Annotated in this window: 21 protein-coding genes and 1 pseudogene; 15 read left to right on the forward strand and 7 right to left on the reverse strand. The window is 67.5% G+C overall.

The features are described 5' to 3' along the window. Positions 1-133 precede the first annotated feature (133 nt). Entirely contained in the window at positions 134-1,372 is a 1,239-nt protein-coding gene (locus ACFPU0_RS20150; RefSeq protein ID WP_377695048.1) for a TIGR03862 family flavoprotein, read from the reverse strand. 353 nt (positions 1,373-1,725) lie between these two features. Here ACFPU0_RS20150 and ACFPU0_RS20155 point away from each other — a divergent pair. The 5 genes and pseudogenes from ACFPU0_RS20155 to ACFPU0_RS20175 form a co-directional block, all read left to right on the forward strand. Continuing rightward, positions 1,726-1,872 (forward strand): annotated as a pseudogene (locus ACFPU0_RS20155) (GNAT family N-acetyltransferase); the annotation flags it as partial. A 2-nt stretch (positions 1,873-1,874) separates the two neighbouring features. Beyond that, the gene (locus ACFPU0_RS20160) at positions 1,875-3,479 is read left to right on the forward strand and encodes a nitroreductase family protein (RefSeq protein WP_377695049.1); all 1,605 of its coding nucleotides are present in this window, start codon (positions 1,875-1,877) and stop codon (positions 3,477-3,479) included. Between the two features lie 31 nt (positions 3,480-3,510). Beyond that, a complete protein-coding gene (tesB, locus tag ACFPU0_RS20165; protein ID WP_377695050.1) occupies positions 3,511-4,380 on the forward strand; it encodes an acyl-CoA thioesterase II in 870 nt (289 codons plus the stop codon). Positions 4,381-4,427: 47 nt separating this feature from the next. Beyond that, a complete protein-coding gene (locus tag ACFPU0_RS20170) occupies positions 4,428-4,985 on the forward strand; it encodes an HAD family hydrolase (protein WP_377695165.1) in 558 nt (185 codons plus the stop codon). Positions 4,986-5,067: 82 nt separating this feature from the next. Then, the gene (locus ACFPU0_RS20175) at positions 5,068-5,406 is read left to right on the forward strand and encodes an endonuclease domain-containing protein (protein WP_377695051.1); all 339 of its coding nucleotides are present in this window, start codon (positions 5,068-5,070) and stop codon (positions 5,404-5,406) included. 124 nt (positions 5,407-5,530) lie between these two features. On the opposite strand, the gene ACFPU0_RS20180 is transcribed toward ACFPU0_RS20175, so the two are convergent. The 3 genes from ACFPU0_RS20180 to ACFPU0_RS20190 form a co-directional block, all read right to left on the reverse strand. Further along, complete coding sequence (locus tag ACFPU0_RS20180; protein ID WP_377695052.1) at positions 5,531-6,403, reverse strand: neutral zinc metallopeptidase; 873 nt, start codon at positions 6,401-6,403, stop codon at positions 5,531-5,533. A gap of 67 nt (positions 6,404-6,470) precedes the next feature. Continuing rightward, positions 6,471-7,325: a PhzF family phenazine biosynthesis protein gene (locus ACFPU0_RS20185; protein ID WP_377695054.1), complete on the reverse strand. Its 855-nt coding sequence runs from the start codon at positions 7,323-7,325 to the stop codon at positions 6,471-6,473. Between the two features lie 58 nt (positions 7,326-7,383). After that, positions 7,384-7,818 (reverse strand): DUF411 domain-containing protein, encoded by a 435-nt coding sequence (locus ACFPU0_RS20190; protein ID WP_377695055.1) that lies wholly within the window; start codon positions 7,816-7,818, stop codon positions 7,384-7,386. Positions 7,819-7,959: 141 nt separating this feature from the next. Between ACFPU0_RS20190 and ACFPU0_RS20195 the strand changes: the two genes are divergently transcribed. Continuing rightward, the gene (locus ACFPU0_RS20195) at positions 7,960-8,346 is read left to right on the forward strand and encodes a DUF4345 domain-containing protein (RefSeq protein ID WP_377695056.1); all 387 of its coding nucleotides are present in this window, start codon (positions 7,960-7,962) and stop codon (positions 8,344-8,346) included. A gap of 183 nt (positions 8,347-8,529) precedes the next feature. On the opposite strand, the gene trmA is transcribed toward ACFPU0_RS20195, so the two are convergent. Further along, positions 8,530-9,624 carry a tRNA (uridine(54)-C5)-methyltransferase TrmA gene (gene trmA, locus ACFPU0_RS20200; protein WP_377695057.1) on the reverse strand — a complete coding sequence of 365 codons (1,095 nt, stop codon included), beginning with the start codon at positions 9,622-9,624 and terminating at the stop codon, positions 8,530-8,532. Then, positions 9,624-10,916, reverse strand: a complete 1,293-nt coding sequence (locus ACFPU0_RS20205; protein WP_377695058.1) for an NCS2 family permease — start codon at positions 10,914-10,916, stop codon at positions 9,624-9,626. The genes trmA and ACFPU0_RS20205 overlap by 1 nt, the downstream gene beginning before the upstream one ends. A gap of 195 nt (positions 10,917-11,111) precedes the next feature. Between ACFPU0_RS20205 and ACFPU0_RS20210 the strand changes: the two genes are divergently transcribed. Continuing rightward, entirely contained in the window at positions 11,112-11,678 is a 567-nt protein-coding gene (locus tag ACFPU0_RS20210; RefSeq protein WP_377695059.1) for a DJ-1 family glyoxalase III, read from the forward strand. 126 nt (positions 11,679-11,804) lie between these two features. Here the strand turns inward: ACFPU0_RS20210 and ACFPU0_RS20215 are convergent, their stop codons facing one another. Next, positions 11,805-13,013 (reverse strand): MFS transporter, encoded by a 1,209-nt coding sequence (locus tag ACFPU0_RS20215; RefSeq protein WP_377695060.1) that lies wholly within the window; start codon positions 13,011-13,013, stop codon positions 11,805-11,807. Positions 13,014-13,302: 289 nt separating this feature from the next. Here ACFPU0_RS20215 and ACFPU0_RS20220 point away from each other — a divergent pair, with 289 nt between their 5' ends. The 8 genes from ACFPU0_RS20220 (at position 13,303) to ACFPU0_RS20255 (ending at position 22,520) form a co-directional block, all read left to right on the forward strand. After that, positions 13,303-16,131 carry a xanthine dehydrogenase family protein molybdopterin-binding subunit gene (locus ACFPU0_RS20220; RefSeq protein WP_377695061.1) on the forward strand — a complete coding sequence of 943 codons (2,829 nt, stop codon included), beginning with the start codon at positions 13,303-13,305 and terminating at the stop codon, positions 16,129-16,131. Then, positions 16,124-16,663, forward strand: coding sequence for a (2Fe-2S)-binding protein (locus tag ACFPU0_RS20225; protein ID WP_377695062.1), 540 nt, complete (start codon positions 16,124-16,126; stop codon positions 16,661-16,663). The genes ACFPU0_RS20220 and ACFPU0_RS20225 overlap by 8 nt, the downstream gene beginning before the upstream one ends. A 2-nt stretch (positions 16,664-16,665) precedes the next feature. After that, entirely contained in the window at positions 16,666-17,886 is a 1,221-nt protein-coding gene (locus tag ACFPU0_RS20230; RefSeq protein WP_377695063.1) for a cytochrome c, read from the forward strand. Positions 17,887-17,899: 13 nt separating this feature from the next. Beyond that, positions 17,900-18,871, forward strand: a complete 972-nt coding sequence (locus tag ACFPU0_RS20235; protein WP_377695064.1) for an XdhC family protein — start codon at positions 17,900-17,902, stop codon at positions 18,869-18,871. Between the two features lie 138 nt (positions 18,872-19,009). After that, positions 19,010-19,579, forward strand: coding sequence for a nucleotidyltransferase family protein (locus tag ACFPU0_RS20240; RefSeq protein WP_377695065.1), 570 nt, complete (start codon positions 19,010-19,012; stop codon positions 19,577-19,579). 339 nt (positions 19,580-19,918) lie between these two features. Next, positions 19,919-21,358 (forward strand): cytochrome ubiquinol oxidase subunit I, encoded by a 1,440-nt coding sequence (locus tag ACFPU0_RS20245; RefSeq protein ID WP_377695066.1) that lies wholly within the window; start codon positions 19,919-19,921, stop codon positions 21,356-21,358. 3 nt (positions 21,359-21,361) lie between these two features. Continuing rightward, entirely contained in the window at positions 21,362-22,369 is a 1,008-nt protein-coding gene (cydB, locus tag ACFPU0_RS20250; protein ID WP_377695067.1) for a cytochrome d ubiquinol oxidase subunit II, read from the forward strand. A gap of 10 nt (positions 22,370-22,379) precedes the next feature. Beyond that, the gene (locus ACFPU0_RS20255; protein WP_377695068.1) at positions 22,380-22,520 is read left to right on the forward strand and encodes a DUF2474 domain-containing protein; all 141 of its coding nucleotides are present in this window, start codon (positions 22,380-22,382) and stop codon (positions 22,518-22,520) included. Positions 22,521-22,554 lie beyond the last annotated feature (34 nt).

A 22,554-nucleotide genomic window follows, 5' to 3' on the forward strand; every position in this document is an offset into this window, starting at 1 on the left:
GAGAAGCTGGGCTCTGGGCAAGCATAGACGCTGGCAGCATGCCAGCCTGTACCGCGCGACCAGCTTCCGATCAGCTGTGTCCCGCGACCGATCGGACGTTCTGTCCGATGCGCCAGAGTACGGGCGCTGGACGCTATTGCAGGGCGTGCGACTCCGATAGCCAGCGCAGCACACCCTGTGCGGCGACGCGGCCGCTGGCGAAGCAGGCGGTGAGCAGGTAGCCGCCGGTGGGGGCCTCCCAGTCGAGCATCTCGCCGGCGCAGAAGACCCCCGGCAGATCCTTGAGCATCAGCCCTTGGTCCATTGCCTCGAAGGGCACGCCGCCGGCCGAACTGATGGCTTCGTCCAGCGGCCGTGCCCGCACCAGCCTCAGTGGCAAATGCTTGATGGCGTTGGCCAGGCGCGCGGCATCGAGGAAGTCCTCCTTGTTCGACAGCTCCCGCAGCAGCCCTGCGCGGGCGCCGTCGATGCCCAACTGGCTGTGCAGATGCTTGGCCATGGAGCGCGAGCCGCGTGGGCGGGCCAGGGCCTTGGCGATCTTGTCCACGCTCTGGTTGGGCAGCAGGTCCAGGTAGAGGGTAGCGCTGCCGCTGGCATCGATCCGCTCACGGATGGCTGCGGAAAGCGCGTAGATCAGGCTGCCTTCCACGCCCGTCGCGGTGAGCACGAACTCGCCCTGGCGCGGTGCTTCGTCATCCAGGCCGATGGCCACCGGCTTGATCGGCGCGCCGGCGAACTTCTCCTGGAGCAGCGGGCTCCAGCCTTCCACCTCGAAGCCGCAATTGCTCGGTTGCAGCGGCGTGACGGAAATACCGCGCGCCTCCAGCAGCGGCACCCAGGCGCCGTCGGAACCCAGCCGCGCCCAGCTACCGCCGCCCAGGGCCAGCACACAGGCATCGGCCTGGACGGCTGATTCGCCGTCCGGCATGGCGATGCGCAGGGCGCCATCGGTGTTCCAGCCGAGCCAGCGGCTGCGGGTATGGATCACCACCCCCTGCTCGCGCAGGCGCTTGAGCCAGGCGCGCAGCAAGGGCGCGGCCTTCATGTCGGTGGGGAAGACCCTTCCCGAGCTGCCGACGAAGGTTTCGATGCCGAGGCCATGGATCCACTCGCGCAGTTCCTCGGCGCCGAAGTCCTGCAGCAGGGCGGCGACTTCATCGCGGCGCTTGCCATAGCGGCCGACGAAGGGCGCCCTGGGCTCGGAGTGGGTGATGTTCATCCCGCCGACACCGGCCAGGAGGAACTTGCGGCCCACCGAGGGCATCGCATCGAACAGCTCCACCCGGGCGCCGCCCACGGCCAGGGCTTCGGCGGCCATCAGGCCGGCAGGGCCGCCGCCGATGATGGCGACGAAGGGGGTGGAGTCTTTCATGGGGGCAAGGGTGCTGAAATGGGGGAGGGGGCGCATTTTACTTCAGGGCTCGGTGCCCGGGGCGAGCCATTTGTGGGGGCGAATTCATTCGCCAGGGGTGGCGAAGCCGCCCCCGACGAACTCGACAAGGCAGGCCTGCTCAGCGATTGAAATCGCCCCCACTGTGTATAGCCCGGATGCAATCCGGGGGCGAAGGTGCCGGCGATTCCCGGATTTCATCCGGCTACGGGCTCCGCCGGAAAGGGCGGGCTGTAGTCGTCGTGGTAGACCAGCGGCAGGAACATCGATGGGCACTCGGCGTGGTTCGCCGGCAGTATGATGGGGCCCTCGCGCCGTGCTCAAGAGACCGACCCGTGCCACCGATCGAACTCCACACCCCGCGTCTGCGCCTGCGTGCCTGGCGCGACGAGGACCTGCCGGCCTTCGCCGCGCTGAACGCCGACCCGGAGGTGATGCGCCACTTCCCCGCTTGCCTGGGCCGTGCCGAATGGGAGGCGCTGCGATGACCAATGCCGTGCGTGCCTACCACGAACTCAGCAAGCATCGCCCGGACCGTTTCGCCCCGGGGCCCGGCCAGCTGGACTGGGCGACCCAGCCGGCGCCCTTTCGCCGCTACGCCGGGGCGCGATTGCTGGAACTCTGGCAGCGTCCCCTGGAGGAAACCCCGCCCTACGACGCGGTGTTCGCCGGGCCCATCGGCGCGCCCGCACCTCTGAATCGCGAAAGCCTGTCCCAGCTGCTCTACGACAGCCTGGCCATCTCCGCCTGGAAGGAGGCCGGCGGCAGCCGCTGGGCGCTGCGGGTCAATCCGTCCTCGGGCAACCTGCACCCCACCGAGGCCTATCTGCTGCTGCCGCCCGGCGCGGTGGAGGAGGCCGGCCTGCTAGCCCACTACGCGCCGGACCTGCACGGCCTGGAAGTCCGCGCCGAGTTGCCGGCGCCCCTGGCCGCGCTGTTGGCGGCGGACCTGCCGGCGGGGGGCTTGCTGCTCGGCCTGGCCAGCATTCCCTGGCGCGAGGCGTGGAAGTACGGCGAACGTGCCTATCGCTATTGCCACCACGACCTGGGCCACGCGCTGGCCGCCCTGGCCATCGCCGCCAGCGCCCTGGGGTGGCAGGTGCGCGTCATGAACGGGGTGGCCGAAGAGCTGCTGGATGGCCTTCTGGGCCTGGACCGCCCCGACTTCATAGAGCGGGAGTACGCCGACGCGTTGCTGTGGATTGGCCCTGCCCAGGATCGGGAGTTTGCCGTCAGGCAGCCACTGCTCCACGGCCTTGCCGCGCTGGAGCTCCAGGGCACGCCCAATCGCCTGTCCCGCGAGCAACGCCACTGGCCGGAGCTGGAGCGCGTCCATGGCCTGTGCCGCGCGCCGCGCCTGCCGCCAGCGGACTGGCGCGCGCCGGAGGCCGCCGCCACTGTGGATAACCCCGGCCTGCCCTTGCGCCCGCTGCTGCACCGGCGGCGCAGCGCCCAGTCCCTGGATGGCCGCAGCGGCATCCAGGCCGAGCTGCTGCTGGCCTGGCTGCGGCGCCTGCTGCCGCAACATTCGCCGGTGCCCTTCGCCGGTCTGGGCGCTGCGCAGGTGGACCTGCTGCTGTTCGTCCACCGCGTCCAGGGCATGGAGCCAGGCCTCTATTGGCTGGCGCGCGGCGCCGCGCCGGAAGCCGAGTTGGCCCAGGGCCTGCGCGGGGATTTCCTTTGGCAACGCGCCGACGACGAGCTGCCGCTGTACCGCCTGCTGGAAGGCGACGCCCGCGGCCTGGCGGGCTTTCTCTCGTGCGGCCAGGACATCGCCGCCGATGGCTGCGTCGCCCTGGCCATGCTCGCGCGCTTCGATGCTGCCCTGGAACAGGGCGCCTGGCATTATCCACGGCTGTACTGGGAATGCGGGCAGATCGGCCAGCTGCTCTACCTCGAAGCCGAGGCGGCCGGGCTCTCCGGTACCGGCATCGGCTGTTATTTCGACGATTCGGTACATGAATTGCTGGAGATTGCCGACAGCCGCTGGCAAAGCCTTTACCATTTCACCATCGGCCGCGCCCAGTGGGACGAGCGCCTGACGACGCTGCCGGCCTACCCCGAACTACGAAGACCGCCCCGGCCATGACCGGAGCGGCAGCCTTGCAGAGGAGATCCCCATGACCCAGGTGCTCGACGAGCTGGTTGCGCTGCTGAGCCTCGAATCCATCGAAGAGAACCTGTTCCGTGGCGTCAGCCAGGACCTGGGATTCCGGCAGCTGTTCGGCGGCCAGGTGCTGGGCCAGTCCCTCTCGGCCGCCAGCCAGACGGTGGAGCCCGAGCGCCACGTGCACTCGCTCCACGGCTACTTCCTGCGTCCGGGCGACGCCACCCTGCCGGTGGTCTATTCGGTGGAGCGGGTGCGCGACGGCGGCAGCTTCAGCACGCGTCGGGTCACCGCGGTGCAGAAGGGCCAGCAGATCTTCACCTGCAGCGCATCCTTCCAGCAGGACGAGGAGGGCTTCTCGCACCAACTGGCGATGCCCGAGGTGCCAGGTCCGGAGAACCTGCCCAGTGAACTGGAGATCGCCCGGCAGAACGCCCATCTGTTGTCCGAGCGGGTGCGCGACAAGTTCCTTTGCGCCAAGCCCATCGAGATTCGCCCGGTCACCGCCGACAACCCCTACGACCCCGCGCCCGGCGAGCCGATCAAGCACCTCTGGTTCCGCGCCGATGGCACCCTTCCCGACGTCCGCGCCCTGCACAAGTACCTGCTGGCCTACGCCTCCGACTTCGGCCTGCTGACCACCTCCATGCTCCCCCACGGCGTGTCGGTGTGGCAGAAGTTCATGCAGGTGGCCAGCCTCGACCACGCCCTGTGGTTCCATCGCGATCTGCGCGCCGACGACTGGCTGCTGTACTCCATGGACAGCCCCTGGGCCGGCAACGCCCGTGGCTTCTCCCGTGGCAGCATTTTCAATCGCGCCGGCCAACTGGTGGCATCGGTGGCCCAGGAAGGGCTGATCCGCCAGCGCGAGGAGTGGAAGTGACGACTACTACTACCGGACTGGCGCAGTACCGCCACTGGGTGTTCGACATGGACGGCACCCTGACCCTCGCCGTGCACGACTTCGCCGCGATCCGCGTGGCCCTGGACATCCCCCCGGAGGACGACATCCTCCACCACCTGGCCGCCCTGCCCGAGGATGAGGCCGCCGCCAAGCACGCCTGGCTGCTGGAACACGAACGGGAACTGGCCCTGAACGCCTGCCCCGCGTCCGGCGCCATCGAACTGGTGCGCGAACTCCACGAACGTGGCTGCCAGCTCGGCATCCTCACCCGCAATGCCCACGAACTGGCGCTGCTGACCCTCGAGGCCATCGGCCTGGGTGACTGTTTCGCCACCGACGACATACTCGGCCGCGGCGAAGCGCCGCCCAAGCCCCACCCCGGCGGCCTGCTGCACCTGGCCGAGCGCTGGCAGGTCGCTCCACGGCAATTGGTGATGGTCGGCGACTACCGTTTCGACCTCGACTGCGGCCGCGCGGCGGGAGCGGGCACCGTGCTGGTGAACCTGCCGGAAAACCCCTGGCCAGGACTGGCGGACTGGCATGCGCGCGATTGTGGGGAGTTGCTGGGGATGGTGAGGGGGTGAGGGCGGGGTAGGCACGAATGGCCCCCTCTCCCGCTTGCGGGAGAGGGCGGGGGGAGAGGGGCATTACGAGCAAGGAGGCTCAATGGAACTCAGAAACTACGCGAAAGCTCTGCGCAGCAACATGACCGAAGCCGAGCGTCATCTTTGGTACTACTTGCGTGGTCACCGATTCCTCGGTCTCAAGTTCAAGCGACAGAAGCCTATGGGGCGCTACATAGTCGACTTCATTTGCCTGGAGCGCAGGTTGGTCATAGAGCTGGATGGAGGACAGCATCAGGAGCAGGCAGAGCGCGATGCCGAACGCGACCGTTGGCTTGCCGAACAGGGCTTTCAAGTGTTGCGTTTCTGGAACCACGAGGTGTTGGGCGAAACCGAATCAGTGCTGGAGGTTATACGCCGTGCCGTGGCTGAACCTGATTGACCCTCTCCCACAAGTGGGAGAGGGAGCAGTCCGTGCCATAGGGAAAATGTTGAGCTGGATGCCGATCCAGGCCCCCTCTCCCGCTTGCGGGAGAGGGTGGGGGGAGAGGGAAAAACGAGCTTGACTAGAGCCGCGCCGTCGAAAACGTATCGCACCTCCCCACTTCCCCACGCTCGTACCCCACCTTGAACCAGCGCACCCGCTGCGCCGAGGTGCCATGGGTGAAGGAATCCGGCACCACCTGGCCGCGGGCCTGGCGTTGCAGGCGGTCGTCGCCGATGGCGTTGGCGGCATTGAGGGCTTCTTCCAGGTCGCCGGGTTCCAGCCATTCCATGCGCTTCTGCGCGTGGTAGGCCCAGACCCCGGCGAGGCAATCGGCCTGGAGTTCCTGGCGCACCAGCAGGCCGTTGTCGCCTTCCACCCGCTCGCCCCGCTGGCGGGCGGCGTTGACCTTGGCGGATACCCCCAGCAAGGTCTGCACGTGGTGGCCCACTTCATGGGCGATCACATAGGCCTGGGCGAAATCGCCGGCGGCCTCGTAGCGCTGGGCCATTTCCTCGAAGAAATCCAGGTCCAGGTACACCTTGCGGTCGCCGGGACAGTAGAAGGGGCCGACGGCGGAGGAGGCGAAGCCGCAGGCCGATTGCACGCCGCCATTGAACAGCACCAGGGTCGGGTCCTGGTACTGGCGGCCGGCGGCCTGGAAGATGGCGCGCCAGGTGTCTTCGGTATCGCCGAGTATGGCGCGAACGAACTCACGTTCCTCCGGCGCGCCGGTGGGCATGGCCGACTGTTGCTGCGGATTGACCGAAGCGTTCTGCTGGGTGATCTGGCCGAGGATCTGCAGCGGGTCTTCGCCCATCAGCAGCGCCACCACCACCACTATCGCGATGCCGCCCAGGCCCAGGCCCTTGCCGCCACCCAGGCGCATGCCGCCACCGCCCATGCCTCCGGCATCTTCGACATTGTCGCTGCGACGCGCTCGTTGCCAGCGCATGATCGTTCTCCAATCCAATGCGAGTGTTCAGTGTTGACGCTGCCGGCGGGGGCCGCCAGCCCGGTCGTCAGCCCAGCTCCGCCGGGGTCGGCAGCAGGCGGGCCTGGGCCAGCAGCTGGACCTTGCCGCCGACCTTCACCCGGTCGTCGTCGCTCACGCAGACGTCCAGCCGGCTCGGCCGGCCGAGGAAGCGCCCCTGGGACAGGGCGAAGGGCTGCCCATGGAACTCCAGCCCCTGCTCGACCATCCAGGCGGCCACCGGCCCGGCGGCGCTGCCGGTGGCGATGTCCTCCACCACCCCCAGCGGGTCCCAGGTGCGGCCCTCACGGGCGTCGACATCGATGAGGAAGACGAAGGCGGCGCCTATGCCGGCCAGCGCGTCATCCAGCAATTCCCGCTGTTTCGCCGCGACGAGGCCGGCGGTGGTCACCGGCAGCAGCAGGTAGGGCAGACCGGTGCTGACCACCTGGGTGGGGAAGCGGCGGTCGCGCTCGCTGCCGAAGGCGGCGGCGAAGGCATCGGCGCTGGTGTCGTCCAGGACCTGGCCGAACTCGGCGCGGCCCTGGTCCATCTCCGCGTAGAAGCCCTTGCCCTGATGGCGGGTGGCGATGCGCACCTGCTTCTCCGAAAGCTGCAGCAGCCAGTCGGCATGGGCCCCGCCGCCGTGCAGGTGATGCAGCAGGGCGGCGGCGCCGAGGATCGGGTGGCCGGCGAAGGGCAACTCCTCCTCCACGGTGAACACCCGTGCGGAGAAGGCATTGGGGGCATCCAGCGGTGCCAGGAATATCGATTCGAACTGCCGCAGCTCGCGGGTCAGTTCCTGCATGGCGGCCGGGGAGAGGCCGCGGCAATCGGGAAAGACGGCCAGGCCGTTGCCGGCCAGGACTCGTTCGGCGAAGACATCGACTTGCCAATAGTCCATTTCAGGCTCCAGAAGAAAGAACGGCCGCATCAGGCGGCCGTCGGTGGAGGGGGATCGCTCAGCGTGCAGGATACTCGCTCAGGACGCTCTGCTTGCCGCCCGGGGCCACGCCTATCACCTGGTAGGCATCGACGCGGTCGCCCATTTCCATGCCGGGCGAGCCCACCGGCATGCCGGGCACGGCGGCGCCCAGCAGGTCGGGGCGTTCACGCAGTTTCAGCACATCGCTGGCCGGTACATGGCCTTCGACGAACTTGCCGTCGACGACGCCGGTGTGGCACGAGCCGAGGTTGTAGGGTACGCCGATGCGCATCTTGACGGAGGCCATGTCGGTTTCCTCGTGGTCGCGGACCTGGATGCCGTTGTCGCGCAGGTGGCTGATCCAGGCCTTGCAGCAGCCGCAGTTGGGGTCGCGGTAGACATCCATGGTGACGGGCTCGGCGGCCTGGGCGATGCCGGCGAAGAGGGTGGTGAGGAGGAAGAGGGAACGCATGCTGAGCTCCATGGGGCCAGGCAGGCCGGTGACAAAGAAGGGCAGCATAGCGCCGTGCCCGGCAGGTCCCAAGCGCAGGTCTGTTTCAGACTGTTCCCCGGCGGCCTATGCTTTTTCCTGCACTCCCCCGGAGATCAGGCGATGCTGTTCACCCGCATCCTGCTGGGCCTGCAGGCTCTCATCCTCACCGTCGCCGGCCTGGCCTACTTCATCCGTCCGGAGCAGATGGCCAGCCTCAGCGGCATGCTGCTGATGGACCCTTCGGCAGTCACCGACGTGCGTGCCTATTACGGCTGCCTGCAGCTGGGCTTCGCCGCCTTCCTGCTGCTGGCCCAACTGCGCCTGCAACTGGCGCGGGCGGCGCTGGACCTGCTGGTGCTGGTCTACGTCGCCCAGGCCCTGGGACGGATCAGCGGCCTCTGGCTGGATGGCAGCCTGGGGCAGACCTTCAACCTCTACGCGCTGCTGTTCGAGGTGGTCTCGGCGGGGCTGGCCTTCGCGGCATTGCGCAAGCTCGATGGCGCGTAGAGGGCAGCATCCTGCCCCGTGCCCTGCATTCACCGTCTGGCTCCGAAGTCGGGCCGAGAGTCACCCCTCTCCTCTTCAGGGGTGAAGAGGCACGCTTTCGGAAGCAGCGCTTCCGGTGCCGATGAACGCCGGAGCGCGAAGCGATCAGGCTGGGGCGCAGGGCGGGGGCCGGGGGAGAGGGTGTCAGCGCCTCTCCAACAGCACACCCGACTCCATGTGGTGGGTATAGGGGAACTGGTCGAACAGGGCGCAGCGCGTGACCTTGTGGCTATCGCTCAGCTGCTGGATGTTCGCCGCCAGGGTCTCCGGATTGCAGGAGATATAGAGGATGCGATCGAAGCGGCGGGTCAGCTCGCAGGTGTCGGGGTCCATGCCGGCGCGCGGCGGGTCGACGAAGACGCTGCCGAAGTCGTAGCCCTTCAGGTCGATGCCGGCCAGGCGGCGGAAGGGGCGGACCTCGTTCAGCGCCTCGGTCAGTTCCTCGGCGGACAGGCGCACCAGGGTGACGTTGTCCACGCCGTTGTCGGCGAGGTTGGCCAGGGCGGCGTTGACCGAAGTCTTGCTGATCTCGGTGGCCAGCACCTTGCGCACCCGGGTGGCCAGCGGCAGGGTGAAGTTGCCATTGCCGCAGTAGAGCTCCAGCAGGTCGTCCTGGCGCTCGCCGAGTACGTCGTAGGCCCAGGCCAGCATCTTCTGGCATACCTCGCCGTTGGGCTGGGTGAAGGCGCCCTCCGGCTGGCGATAGCGGAACAGGCGGCCGGCGACCGTCAGTTGCTCTTCGACGTAGTCGCGGCCGATGACGATGCGCTTGCCCTTCGAGCGCCCCACCAGGGAGACGCCCAGCTCGGCGGCGAGCTTCTCGGCTTCGGCCTGCCAGGCCTCGTCCAGCGGACGGTGGTAGCAGAGGGTGATCAGCGCATCGCCGGCCAGGGTGGTGAGGAATTCCACCTGGAACAGCTTGAAGGAGAGCACGTGGCTCGCCTGCCAGCCGGCCTTGAGACGCGGCATCAGCTCGTTGATGCGGCGGCTGGCGATGGGAAAGTCCTCGATCAGCACCGGGGTGAACTTGTCGCCGGCCTCGAACATGGCGTAGTGGCGGTTCTCGTTGCCGGTCTCGCGCCACAGGCGGAACTCGGCACGCAGGCGGTAGTGCTCGCGGGGGGACTCGAAGACTTCGGGCTCCGGCGCATGGAAGGGCGCCAGCAGCGCCTTCAGGCGCTGCGTCTTCTCGGTGAGTTGGGCGGCGTAGGCCGCCGGATCGAACTGGGGACGACTCATCAGTGGAAGAAACCCATCTTGATAACGAAGAGCACAGCCAGGATCACCAGCGCCGGGCTGAGCTCCTTGAAGCGGCCGGCCAGGGTCTTGATCGCGGCCCAGGCAATGAAGCCGAAGGCGATGCCGTCGGCGATGGAATAGGTGAAGGGCATGGCCAGGGTGGTGATCAGCACCGGCGCGGCGGTGGTCAGGTCATGCCAATCGATCTCGGCCAGGCCCGAGGCCATCAGCACGGCGACGAAGAACAGCGCCGGGGCGGTGGCGAAGGCCGGCACGCTGCCCGCCAGGGGCGAGAGGAACAGGGCCAGGAGGAAAAGCACGGCCACCACCAGGGCGGTGAGGCCGGTGCGGCCGCCGGCGCTGACGCCCGCGGCGGATTCGATGTAGCTGGTGGTGGTGGAGGTGCCCAGCAGCGAGCCGCCCATGGCGGCGGTGGAGTCGGCGATCAGGGCGCGGCCCATCTTCGGCATGTAGCCGTCGGCGCGCATCAGCCCGGCCTTCTTGGCCACGGCGATCAGGGTGCCGGAGTTGTCGAACAGGTCGACGAAGAGGAAGGCGAAGATCACGCTCACCAGGCCGATTTCCAGCGCCCCCTTGATATCCAGCTGGAGGAAGGTGGGCGCCAGCGACGGCGGCATGGAGAAGATGCCGCCGAACTGCGACACGCCGAGGGCGATGCCGGCAATGGTCACGGCGAGGATGCCGATCAGCACGGCACCGGTCACCTTGCGCGCTTCCAGGGCGACGATCAGGAAGAAGCCGAGCACCGCGAGGATGGGCTCCGGCTTGGTCAGGTCACCGACGGTCAGCATGGTCACCGGATGGGCAGCGACTATGCCGGCCTTCTGCAGGGCGATAAGGCCGAGGAACAGGCCGATGCCCGCGGCGATGGCCGAGCGCAGCTCCAGCGGGATGCTGTTGATGATCCACTCGCGGATCTTGAAGATCGACAGCAGGAAGAACATGCAGGCGGAGAGGAACACCGCGCCGAGCGCCACCTGCCAGGTGTGCCCCATCTGCAGCACTACGCTGTAGGTGAAGAAGGCGTTCAGACCCATGCCGGGAGCCAGGGCGATGGGGTAGTTGGCGATCAGCGCCATGGTGGCCGAGCCGATGGCGGCGGCCAGGCAGGTGGCGACGAAGATCGCGCCCTTGTCCATGCCGGTCTCGCCGAGAATGGCCGGATTGACGAAGAGGATGTAGGCCATCGTCAGGAAGGTCGTCAGACCGGCCAGGATCTCGGTGCGCACGTTGGTATCGTGCGCCTTGAGTTGGAACAGCTTCTCCAGCATCTGTGGGCTCCCCGTAACGCACTGCGTCGTTGTCATTCAGCTGGCGAAAAGCAAAGCACAATTGCACGGCACGCGCGGGCGCCATGGACTTTTCTCTGCCAGTCTGGAAAAAGGCGCGCATCATACCAGCTCACCTGGAAGCGGTGAATTTATGACCGGACGGACAGCTTCGGTTTCCAGGAAAAGGAGAACGCCATGCATACACAACCTCATCTCCAGGCCCTGATCGCCGTCGCCGAAGGCGTGGAGGACCTGGAAACCGTGACCCTGATCGACGTGCTGCGGCGCGCCGAGGTGAAGACGGTAGTGGCCAGCATCGAGACCCGCCGCATGATCACCCTGGCTCGTGGCACCCGCCTGACCGCCGACACCATGCTGCTGGATGTCCTGGCCCAGGACTACGACCTGATCGTCCTGCCCGGCGGCATGCCCGGCGCCCAGCGCCTTGGCAAGCACGAACCGCTGGCCGAGAAGGTCCGCGAGCAGGCGAAGGCCGGCCGCCTCTTCGCCGCCATCTGCGCCTCCCCGGCCATGGCCCTGCAACCCTACGGCGTGCTGCGCCAGCGGCGCATGACCTGCTACCCGAGTTTCAGCGACCGCCTGTCCGGCTGCACCTTCGTCGACCAGCCGGTGGTGGTGGACGGCAACTGCATCACCAGCCAGGGCCCCGGCACCGCCCTGGCCTTCGCCCTGGCCCTGGTGGAGCAGCTGTGCGGCAAGGCCAGGCGCAACGAGATCGCCAAGGCGATGCTGGTGGGGTGAGGGGGGCTTTTCCTGTAGGGGCGAATTCATTCGCCAAGGGCGGCGCAGCCGCCCCCGATGTTTTGCAGGCAGCCCTTCGGCCTGCTTGGCGAATGAATTCGCCCCTACAAGCTATCTACCTGCCCGTCAGTGCAATCTGTCCCGCTTGGCCAGCGTCGGGAACAGCTTGATCCACAGCCCGGTCACCAGCAGGGTGCCGACCCCGCCCATGACCACCGCCGGCACGGTGCCGAACCAGGCCGCGGTCACGCCGGACTCGAACTCCCCAAGCTGGTTGGAAGCACCGATGAACAGGCCGTTCACCGCGCTGACCCGGCCGCGCATCTCGTCCGGGGTGTGCAGTTGCACGAAGGCGCCGCGGATCACCATGCTGATCATGTCCGCCGCGCCGAGCACGGCCAGCACCGCCAGGGAGAACCAGAAGGAGGTCGACAGGCCGAAGGCGATGGTGGCCACGCCGAACACCCCCACCGAGGTGAACATGATGCGCCCGACATTGCGTTCGATGGGGAAGCGCGCCAGCCAGAAGGACATCAGCAGCGCACCCACGGCTGGTGCCGAACGCAAGAGACCCAGGCCCCAGGGGCCGGTGAGCAGGATGTCCTTGGCGAATACCGGGAGCAGGGCGGTGGCGCCGCCCAGCAATACGGCGAACAGATCCAGGGAGATGGCGCCGAGTATGTCCGGGCGGCTGCGGATGAAGCGGATGCCCGCCAGCAGGTTGTCCAGGTTGGCCGGCGCCTTGTTGGCCTGCTGCTGGCTGCTCGACAGGCCCAGCATCAGGGCGCAGGCGGCGAGGTAGATCACCGCGGTCGGGCCGTAGACCCAGAGGCTGCCGACGGCGTAGAGCAGGCCGCCAAGGGCCGGGGCGACTATGGTGGCGGCCTGCATGGCCGAGGCCGAAGCGGCTACGGCGCGGGGGAACAGCTCCCTGGGCACCACATTGGGCAGCAGCGCCTGGGTGGCGGGCATCTCGAAGGCGCGGGCGGCGCCGAGGACGAAGGCCATGAGGAAGATCAGCTCGCGGCTGGCGCTGTCGGTGGCGCTGGCGAACACCAGTACGCCGGCCACCAGGGCCTGCAGCACCTGGCAGAGGGCGGCGACCCGGCGGCGGTCGAAGCGGTCGGCCACATGCCCGGTATGCAGCATGAAGAGGACCCGGGGGAGGAATTCCACCAGCCCCACCAGGCCCAGGTCGAGCACGCTGCCTGTGAGTTCGTAGATATGCCAGCCAATGGCGACCGTGATCATCTGGAAGCCGCTTGCCGTACAGACGCGTGCGAACCAGAAAGCCAGGAAGGGACGGTGGTGGCGTAGGAGGGTGGGCTGGGGCATGTCCGAAAATGCTTAGGCTGCTATCGGTGCCGCAGCCTAGCACGCCTGCTGAAACATGCGGTTGCATTTGCCGAACAAAACGTTCGATCAGCGAGTTGCGCGAAGGATTTTTCTGACTAACGAGACAGATTTTTTCTTTGTCTCCGTCAGCGATTTCGTTAGAATTTGACCTTCAAGTCAGGTTCGTTCCCCAGACTATTCTTGCTACGACCCTTCCCCCGGGAAGGGCCGGCTACCGTTTATTGCACAAAATTTGGGTTCGGCCCCGTCCGGCCCAGGAGAAACGGGCATGTCCACTCCTGAACTATCCCGCCGCGCCTTCCTGCAGGGCAGCGTCGTCGCCGGTATCGGCATCTCCCTCGCGCCGCTGGGCAGCAAGGCCTTCGCAGCGTTGTTCGAAGCCCAGGTCACCATCGCCCCCGAGCCCTGGTACACCGCCGGCGGCCAGGCCCGTGGGCGGATCGATGGCGTCAGCAAGGTCTGCGGCGGCAAGGTGTTCGCCCGCGACATCCGCGCCAAGGATATGCCCGGCTGGCCGCAGCAGCAGGGCCACGCGCTGCTGCTCAAGGCCACCCGCGCCGACCACCTGTACCAGGGCCTCGACCTGTCGATGCTGGGCGACGAGCTCAAACCCGACCGCGTGGTGACCGCCGCCGACCTGGCGCGGGACGGCATCGCCTTCCCCGAGGGCCACAGCCCCGACCCCTTCCTGCCGGAAGGCCAGGTGCCGATGTTCATCGGCCACCCGGTGGCGCTGCTGATCTGGAAGGACTTCGACCGTTACCGCCGGGCCAGGAACATCCTCAAGTTCAATGAGAAGGTGGTGCGCTACGGCGCCCAGGCCCCGCTGTTCCAGCGCGACCCCTATGGCAGCTTCCGCTTCGTCCGCGTCGGCGGCGCCACTCCCTTCGAGCCGGATACCTTCTCCAGCCTGAAGGACAGCATGCTGTTCCCGCTGATCCGCGAGCGCAAACCCACCTGGGGCGCCGGCAACCCGGCGGGCGACCTGACCGCCCAGGGCCTCTATCACGCCGAGCGGATGCAGACGACGCTGGCCAGCCCGCCGGAAGGCTGGATGGTCTTCGACGAGCGCTTCACCACCCAGTCCATCGAGCCGGCCGCCCTGGAAGCGGACAATGGCAACGGCTGGTACGACGCCGCCAGCGGCACCCTGCATTTCGTGGTGGCCACCCAGTGTCCCTTCGAGGTGGCCGAGCAGACCGCCCACATGCTGGCGCCGTCGCGCTTCAAGGTCGACAAGCTGAACATGCACCCCGGCTACACCGTGGGCTACGGCTCCAAGGACAACAACATCTTCGTCTTCTACGCCGCCCTGGCCGCCATGTACGGCGACGGCGTGCCGGTGCGCCTGGCCAATGACCGCTACGAGCAGTTCCAGAGCGGCATCAAGCGCCACCCCTTCGACATGCACTACCAACTGGCGGTGAAGAAGGACGACCTGTCCTTCCAGATCTTCCGCGCCCATATGGACGTCGACGGCGGCGGCCGCATCAACTACAGCCCCTCGGTGGCGGCGGTGGGCGCCACCGCCGCGCAGTCCATCTACTACCTGCCGCAGAGCGACCTGGCCGCCACCGCCTACCACTCCCGTGGTGTCGAGGCCGGCTCCATGCGCGGCTATGGCACCCTGCAGACCATGGCCGCCACCGAGATGATGGTGGACGAGGTGGCGGGGCGCCTGGGCGTGGATGCCATCGAGCTGCGCAAGAAGAACGTCTTCAAGTCCGGCATGAAGAACACCCAGGGCGCCATTCCCGCCGGTGCGCTGCGCCTCGATGAAATCCTCGACAAGGCGTCGCGGCACGAGATCTGGAAAAACCGCGATGCGCGCAAGCGCGCGGAAGAGGCCAGGGACCCGGACAACTGGTACGGCGTCGGCTTCGCCATCTGCCAGAAGGACTTCGGCACCGGCTCCGAAGCGCCCATGGCGAGCATCGAGTTCACCGCCGAAGGACGCGTGAAGCTGCGCCAGATCGCCATCGACATGGGCACCGGCATGGCCACCTCCCAGGCCCTGCTGGTTGCCGACTACCTGGGCCGCCCGGCCGACGAGATCCGCACCGGCGAGACCGAGTGGGCCGAGCTGGCGCTGACCACCAGCGGCAACCCCTACCTGATCAGCCAAGCCGAACAGGATGCCGCGCTGAAGAACCCGCGCTGGGTCGGCAAGCTGGCCTCGCCTTCCTCGGCCACCAACTCGGCCTACTACACCGGCCACGGTACCCGCGAGGCGGCGCGCATCCTCTTCAACCACGGCCTCTGGCCGGCGGCGCTGGCCATCTGGGGTCGCGGCGAGTACGGCGGCCTGGCCAGCCCCTACGTGGTGCGCCGCGAGGACGCCCACTGGGTGGAAGGCAAGCTCACCGCCAACGGCCTGCCGCCGATTCCCTTCGAGCTGCTGGCGCACAAGGCCCATGAACTGGGGCTGGTCACCGGCGTCAGCGTCCATGGCTTCAACCGCTGGGCCTGGGCCGAGGGCGAGTTCGAGATCGACGGCAAGCGCGACACCTTCCCCCTGGACGCGGTGGCGGTGAAGTACGGCGACGGCGCAGCGAAGGAGAAGCAGGCGCAGATGACCAGCCACGGCTTCCACCTGCTGGACCGCGCCTCCATCAGCTACCCGCCGACCCAGCTGAACAACGCCATGGTCACCTACTACAGCCCGGTGGCTACCCTGGTGGAAGTGAAGGTGAACAAGGGCAGCTTTGAGGCGCGGGTGATCAATCACCACTCCTGGCTGGAGTGCGGCCGGGTGATCGTGCCCGAGCTGGTGCGCGGCCAGCTGGAGGGCGGCATCGCCATGGGTATCGGCCACGCCCTGCTGGAAGAAATGCCGAAGTACGAGGGCGGTCCCGGCGAAGGCACCTGGAACTTCAACCGCTACCAGCTGCCCCGCGCCAAGGACTGCGCGGTCTGGACCCAGACCGCCGAAATCCTCCCGCCGCTGTCGCCCAGCGACCCGGCCAAGGGCATCGCCGAAGTGGTGATGATCCCCGTGGTCGGCGCCATCGTGAACGCCGTGGCCCACGCCACCGGCAAACGCCTGCGCGACCTTCCCCTGACTCCGGCCCGCATCAAGGAGGCCCTCCATGGCTAAGCGCGCCCTCAGCATGACCCTCAATGGCCAGGCCGTCGGCCCCTTCACGGTGGACGACGACCTGATGATGATCGACTTCCTCCATGAACACCTGAACCTCACCGGCTCGCGCCTGGGCTGTGGCCAGGGCATCTGCCACGCCTGCGTGGCGATCCTCGACAAGCCCGATGGCACCAGCGAGGAAATCCGCACCTGCATCACCGGCGCGCACTTCTTCGACGGCAAGCAGGTGCGCACCATCGAAGGCCACGCCAAGCTCGACGCCAAGGGCGAGGTGACCGAGCTGAACCCGATCCAGCAGAAGTTCATCGACCAGTTCGCCTTCCAGTGCAGCTACTGCACCCCCGGTTACGTCAACGCCGCCACCGTCCTGGTGGAGAAGCTCCAGCGCCAGCCGGTCAAGCGCAGCGAACTGGAAGGGGAGATCGAAAACGCCCTGGGCAAGCACATCTGCCGCTGCACCGGCTACGTCCGCTACTACAACGCCGCGCGCGAAGTGGTGGAAGGCCTGGGCCTGGTCAAGGAGGGTTGAGGATGCGCGCGATTCTCCTCGCGGTGCTGCTGTCGCCCCTGGCCGTCCAGGCAGCGGAGCAGCCAAAGGACAAGGCCCAGATCGAACGCGGTAAGTACCTGGCCCGCGCCGCCGACTGCGTGGCCTGCCACAGCGTCGAGGGCGGTGCCGAGTACGCCGGCGGCCTGCCGCTGGTATCGCCCTTCGGCACCATCTACGGCACCAACATCACCCCGGACAAGGAGCACGGCATCGGCCATTACAGCGCCGACGACTTCTTCAAGGCGGTGACCCAGGGTGAGCGCAGGGACGGCAGCAAGCTCTACCCGGCCATGCCCTACACCTCCTATCACTTGCTCAAGCGCGAAGACTCCGACGCCATCTACGCCTACCTGATGAGCCTGGAGCCCATCGCCAAGCCGAGCCCGAAGACCGACCTGGCCTTCCCCTTCAACCTGCGCTTCGGCATGACCTTCTGGAACATGCTCTACAAGAACCGCGTGCAACTGGAGCCGGCCGACGGCAAGGGCGAAGAGTGGCAGCGCGGCCAGTACCTGGTGGAAGTGCTCGGCCACTGCGGCGAGTGCCACACCCCGCGCAACGCGGTCGGCGCCCTGCAGCAGGACCTGCGCATGAGCGGCGGCGTGATCCTCGGCTACGAGGCCCCGAGCCTCCTGGCCAAGGACCTGGCCGAACGCGGCTGGACCACGGACGACCTGACCACTTTCCTCAAGCACGGCATCAGCGACCAGGGCTCGGTGTTCAACGAGATGTACCCGGTATTGCACCACAGCACCCAGTACCTGCCCCGGGACGACCACCGCGCCATGGCCACCTACCTGCTCGGCGAACAGCCACCGGCACCGCGCAAGATCGCCGCCGTGGCCGACGACCAGTTGCGCGAGAGCGCCCTGCGCGGACGCCAGCAGTACCTCAATGTCTGCGCCGGCTGCCACGGTGCGGCGGGCGAGGGCGTGCCCCACGTGGCGGTGGCGATGAACGGCAATACCACGCTGCGCCTGGCGGATTCGCGCAACCTGGTGCGGGTGATCGACGACGGTATCCGCGAACAGCAGTTCACCGGATTCGAACGGATGCAGCCAATGCCGGGCTTCAGGGATAAACTCGACGACGGCCAGATGCGCGACCTGCTCAACTACCTGCGGCAGTCCTGGGGCGGCCTCGAGGACGAGGTGAGCCCTGAGCGGGTGGCGGAGCTGCGCGGCGAAGTCCAGTCCCATTGAGGGCGATATCCTGATGCAACACCTTGACCTGCTGGTAGTGCGCAAGGCCCTGGAATGGTCCACGGCCGGCCAGCGCGTATGGCTCTGCACCGTCCTGGCCACCTACGGCTCGGCGCCCCGCGCGCCGGGTTCGCTGCTGGCGGCCAATGCATCCGGCCACTGGATAGGTTCGCTGTCCGGCGGCTGCGTGGAAGATGACTTCCTCGAACGCCTGGCCGCCGGGGCCTTCCCCGAGCCGGTGCAACTGGTGCGCTACGGCGACGGCAGCGACGAGCGTTCGCAGATCCGCCTGCCCTGCGGCGGCGTGCTGGAAGTGCTGGTGGAGAACCTGCCAGCGGACTGCGACGTGCAGGCCCACCTGCGCGAGCTGGAAAGCGCCCTGGCCGGCCAGCGCCGGCTGATCCGCGAGGTGTCGTTGCCGGATGGCGCGCGCCGCTTGCTGCCGGACCGCGAGCACGGGCCCAGGGTGGAACGCGACGGCGACCTGCTGCGCCTGCGCGTCGGCGCCGCCCAGCGCCTGCTGCTGGCCGGCTATTCCACGGTGGCCCAGGTGTGCGCCGAGTTCGGCCAGAGCCTGGGCTTCGAGGTGGTGCTCTGCGACCCCCGCGACGAGGCGCTGCAAGGCGTCGAGCTGCCGGGAGTGGAAATCCGCCGCGAGCTGCCCTCGGAATTCATCCGCCAGGGCGGCTGCCATGCCGATACCGCCGTGGTCGCCCTGACCCACGACCCGAAGATCGACGACCTGGCCATGATCGAGGCGGTACGTACCGACGCCTTCTATATCGGCGTGATGGGCTCCATGGCCACCAGCGCCAAGCGCCTGGAGCGCCTGCGCCGCGTCGGCGGTCTGGTTGATGCGGAACTCGCCCGCATCATCGCCCCCATCGGCCTCAACCTGGGCAGCAAGACGCCTTCGGAGATCGCCCTGGCGGTGCTGGCGGATATCCTGCGGGTGCGCAATGGCATCGCCCGTGAACGGGTGTGAGGTCTGCTGTGTTTTCTTGTAGGGGCGAATTCATTCGCCAAGCAGGCCGAAGGTCTGCCCTGCAAGGTCCAGGGGGCAGCTGCGCTGCCCTTGGCGAATGAATTCGCCCCTACAGATTCATCACCCCGGAGTCGCTGAATGCCAACCGTCCCCGCCCTGATCCTCGCCGCCGGCGTCGCTTCCCGCTTCGGCAGCGACAAGCGCCGCGCCACCCTGGCCGACGGCCGCACCCTGCTGGCGGCCAGCCTGGAGAGCGCGCGGCGGGTGTTCGGCGAGGTCCACCTGGTGTTGCGCCCGGAGGACGACCCGGTGGCGCTGGGGCTGCCGGAGGATTGCAGCATCATCCTTTGCGCCGATGCAGGGCAGGGCATGGGCCATAGCCTGGCGGCGGGTGTGCGGGCGTTATCCACAGGCCGGGCCGAGGCCATCGCCGTGCTGCTGGGGGATATGCCCTGGATCGCCGAATCCAGCCTGCACGCGCTGCTGGCCAGGGCCGACAGCGCGCGCATCGTCTTCCCGGTCCACCAGGGCGAACGTGGCCACCCGGTACTGTTCGGCCGCGACTTCTGGCCCGAGCTGCAGCAACTCACCGGCGACGAAGGCGCCCGCCGGGTCCTGCGCGCCCACGCCTCGGCCTGGATAGCGGTCGGCGTCGACGACCCGGGCGTGCTGCGCGACGTGGACAACCCCGAGGCTCTCGAACCGTAGGTTGCGGCAGAGCGCAGCGAAGCCCAACGATTGGTCCGCCTGTTGGGCTTCGCTTCGCTCAGCGCCAAGCTACAAGGGCGCCAACCTTTCATGCGGCGCGCGGCCGCGCGGCAACCTGTCGCGCGGCAACGAACCACAGCTTCCAAACTGCCTCGACCGGCTACTCTCTAGGCATTGCTTGATCCGCGTCAAAACCCCGGGCGCGGATCTGTGAAGGGTCGACCTGGCCCGCATCCAGCCGCAGTAGACCCCACAAGAACAATTCCGCCCGGCCTGGCTTCGACTCCATCGGAGCCGCGCGGGGCGTGCGCCCGTATCAACCTGATTAGAGGATTCGCCATGTTCGGATTGGAGGCTCTCGATCTCGCCCGAATGCAGTTCGCCTTCACCGTGTCCTTCCACATCATCTTCCCGGCCATCACCATCGGCCTGGCGAGCTACCTCGCCGTGCTGGAAGGCCTGTGGCTGAAGACCGGTCAGGGGGTCTACCGCGACCTCTATCACTTCTGGTCGAAGATCTTCGCCGTCAACTTCGGCATGGGCGTGGTGTCCGGCCTGGTGATGGCCTACCAGTTCGGCACCAACTGGAGCGCCTTCTCCGACTTCGCAGGCTCGGTTACCGGGCCGCTGCTGACCTACGAGGTGCTCACCGCCTTCTTCCTCGAGGCGGGCTTCCTTGGCGTCATGCTGTTCGGCTGGAACCGCGTGGGCCCGAGCCTGCATTTCTTTTCCACGGTGATGGTGGCCATCGGCACCATCATCTCCACCTTCTGGATCCTCGCCTCCAACAGCTGGATGCAGACCCCGCAGGGCTTCGAGATCGTCGACGGCCGTGTGGTGCCGGTGGACTGGCTGGCGGTGATCTTCAACCCTTCCTTCCCCTATCGCCTGCTGCACATGGCCACCGCTGCCTTCCTCGCCACCGCCTTCTTCGTCGGCGCCTCGGCGGCCTGGCACCTGCTGCGCGGGCGCGACAACCCGGCGATCCGCAAGATGCTCTCCATGGCCATGTGGATGGCGCTGCTGGTGGCGCCGGTACAGGCCTTCATCGGCGACCTGCACGGCCTCAACACCCTCAAGCACCAGCCGGTGAAGATCGCCGCGATGGAGGGCCACTGGGACAACAGCAGCGGCGAAGCCACCCCGCTGATCCTCTTCGGCTGGCCGGACATGGAGCGTGAGGAAACCCGCTTCAAGGTGGAGGTTCCCTACCTCGGCAGCATCATCCTGACCCACAGCCTGGACCAGCAGGTGCCGGCGCTGAAGGACTTCCCCAAGGAAGACCGCCCCAACTCCACCGTGGTGTTCTGGTCCTTCCGCATCATGGTCGCCCTGGGGATGCTGATGATCCTCGTCGGCGTCTGGAGCCTGTGGCTGCGCTGGCGCGGCGGGCTGTTCCGCTCGCGGCCCTTCCTCTACCTCTGCCTGTGGATGGGGCCTTCCGGGCTGATCGCGCTGCTGGCCGGCTGGTTCACCACCGAAGTGGGCCGCCAGCCCTGGGTGGTCTACGGGCTGATGCGCACGGCCGACGCGGTGTCCAACCACAGCGTGAGCCAGATGAGCCTGACCCTGGTGAGCTTCGTGGTGGTGTACTTCGTGCTCTTCGGCGCCGGCATCGGCTACATGATGCGCCTGGTGCGCAAGGGCCCGGTCACCGACGAAGGCAAGGAACAGGGTATCGGCGGCCCCGGCCAGCACCGCACCCCCGCCCGCCCGCTCTCGGCGACCGAAGAGGGCATGGACGATGACGAAAACGCTGCAACCGAGTCGAGGAGCTGAACCATGGGCGTCGACCTTTCACTGATCTGGGCCATCATCATCATCTTCGGCGTGATGATGTACGTGGTGATGGACGGTTTCGACCTCGGAATCGGCATCCTCTTCCCCTTCGTCAAGGATGACGGCGAGCGCGACGTGATGATGAACACCGTGGCGCCAGTCTGGGACGGCAACGAGACCTGGCTGATCCTGGGCGGCGCCGGCTTGTTCGGCGCCTTTCCGCTGGCCTACTCGGCGGTGCTTTCGGCACTCTACCTGCCACTGATCTTCATGCTGCTGGGGCTGATCTTCCGCGGTGTGGCCTTCGAGTTCCGCTTCAAGGCCAAGCCGGCCAAGCGCCACCTGTGGGACAAGGCCTTCATCGGCGGTTCCATTGCCGCCACCTTTTTCCAGGGTGTCGCCCTGGGTGCCTACATCGAGGGCATCCCGGTGGTGAATCGCGCCTACGCTGGCGGCTCCCTGGACTGGCTGGCGCCTTTCCCGCTGTTCTGCGGCCTGGGCCTGATCGCCGCCTACGCGCTGCTGGGCTGCACCTGGCTGATCATGAAGACCGAAGGCCGCCTGCAGCAGCATATGCATGACCTGGCGCGGCCGCTGGTGCTGGCGCTGCTGGGCATCACCGGCATCGTCAGCATCTGGACCCCGCTGGCCCATGCCGAGATCGCCGAGCGCTGGTTCAGCCTGCCCAACCTGTTCTGGTTCATGCCGGTGCCGATCCTGGTGCTGGTGTGCACCTGGGCGCTGCTGCGCGCGGTGGCCAATAATGCCAACCACGCCCCCTTCGTGCTGACCCTGGTGCTGATCTTCCTCGGCTACAGCGGCCTGGGCATCAGCCTGTGGCCAAATGTGATCCCGCCGTCCATTTCCATCTGGGACGCGGCGGCGCCGCCGCAAAGCCAGGGCTTCATGCTGGTTGGCGCGCTGTTCATCATCCCCTTCATCCTGATGTACACCGCCTGGAGCTACTACGTGTTCCGCGGCAAGGTGCGGGTGGAAGATGGCTACCACTAGGAGCGTCGCCATGGACGAGCCGGAAAAGAAACCCCTGTGGAAGCGCCTGGGCTGGCTGGTGGGCATCTGGGCCCTCAGCGTGCTGGCCCTGGGCACCGTGGCTTACCTGTTGCGGATGTTCATGGTGGCGGCGGGGTTGAGTACGCACTGAGCTTTTCTCCCCTCTCCCTCCGGGAGAGGGGCCG

It is taken from the genome of Pseudomonas sp. GCM10022186 (genome assembly GCF_042656385.1).
Classification (GTDB): domain Bacteria; phylum Pseudomonadota; class Gammaproteobacteria; order Pseudomonadales; family Pseudomonadaceae; genus Metapseudomonas.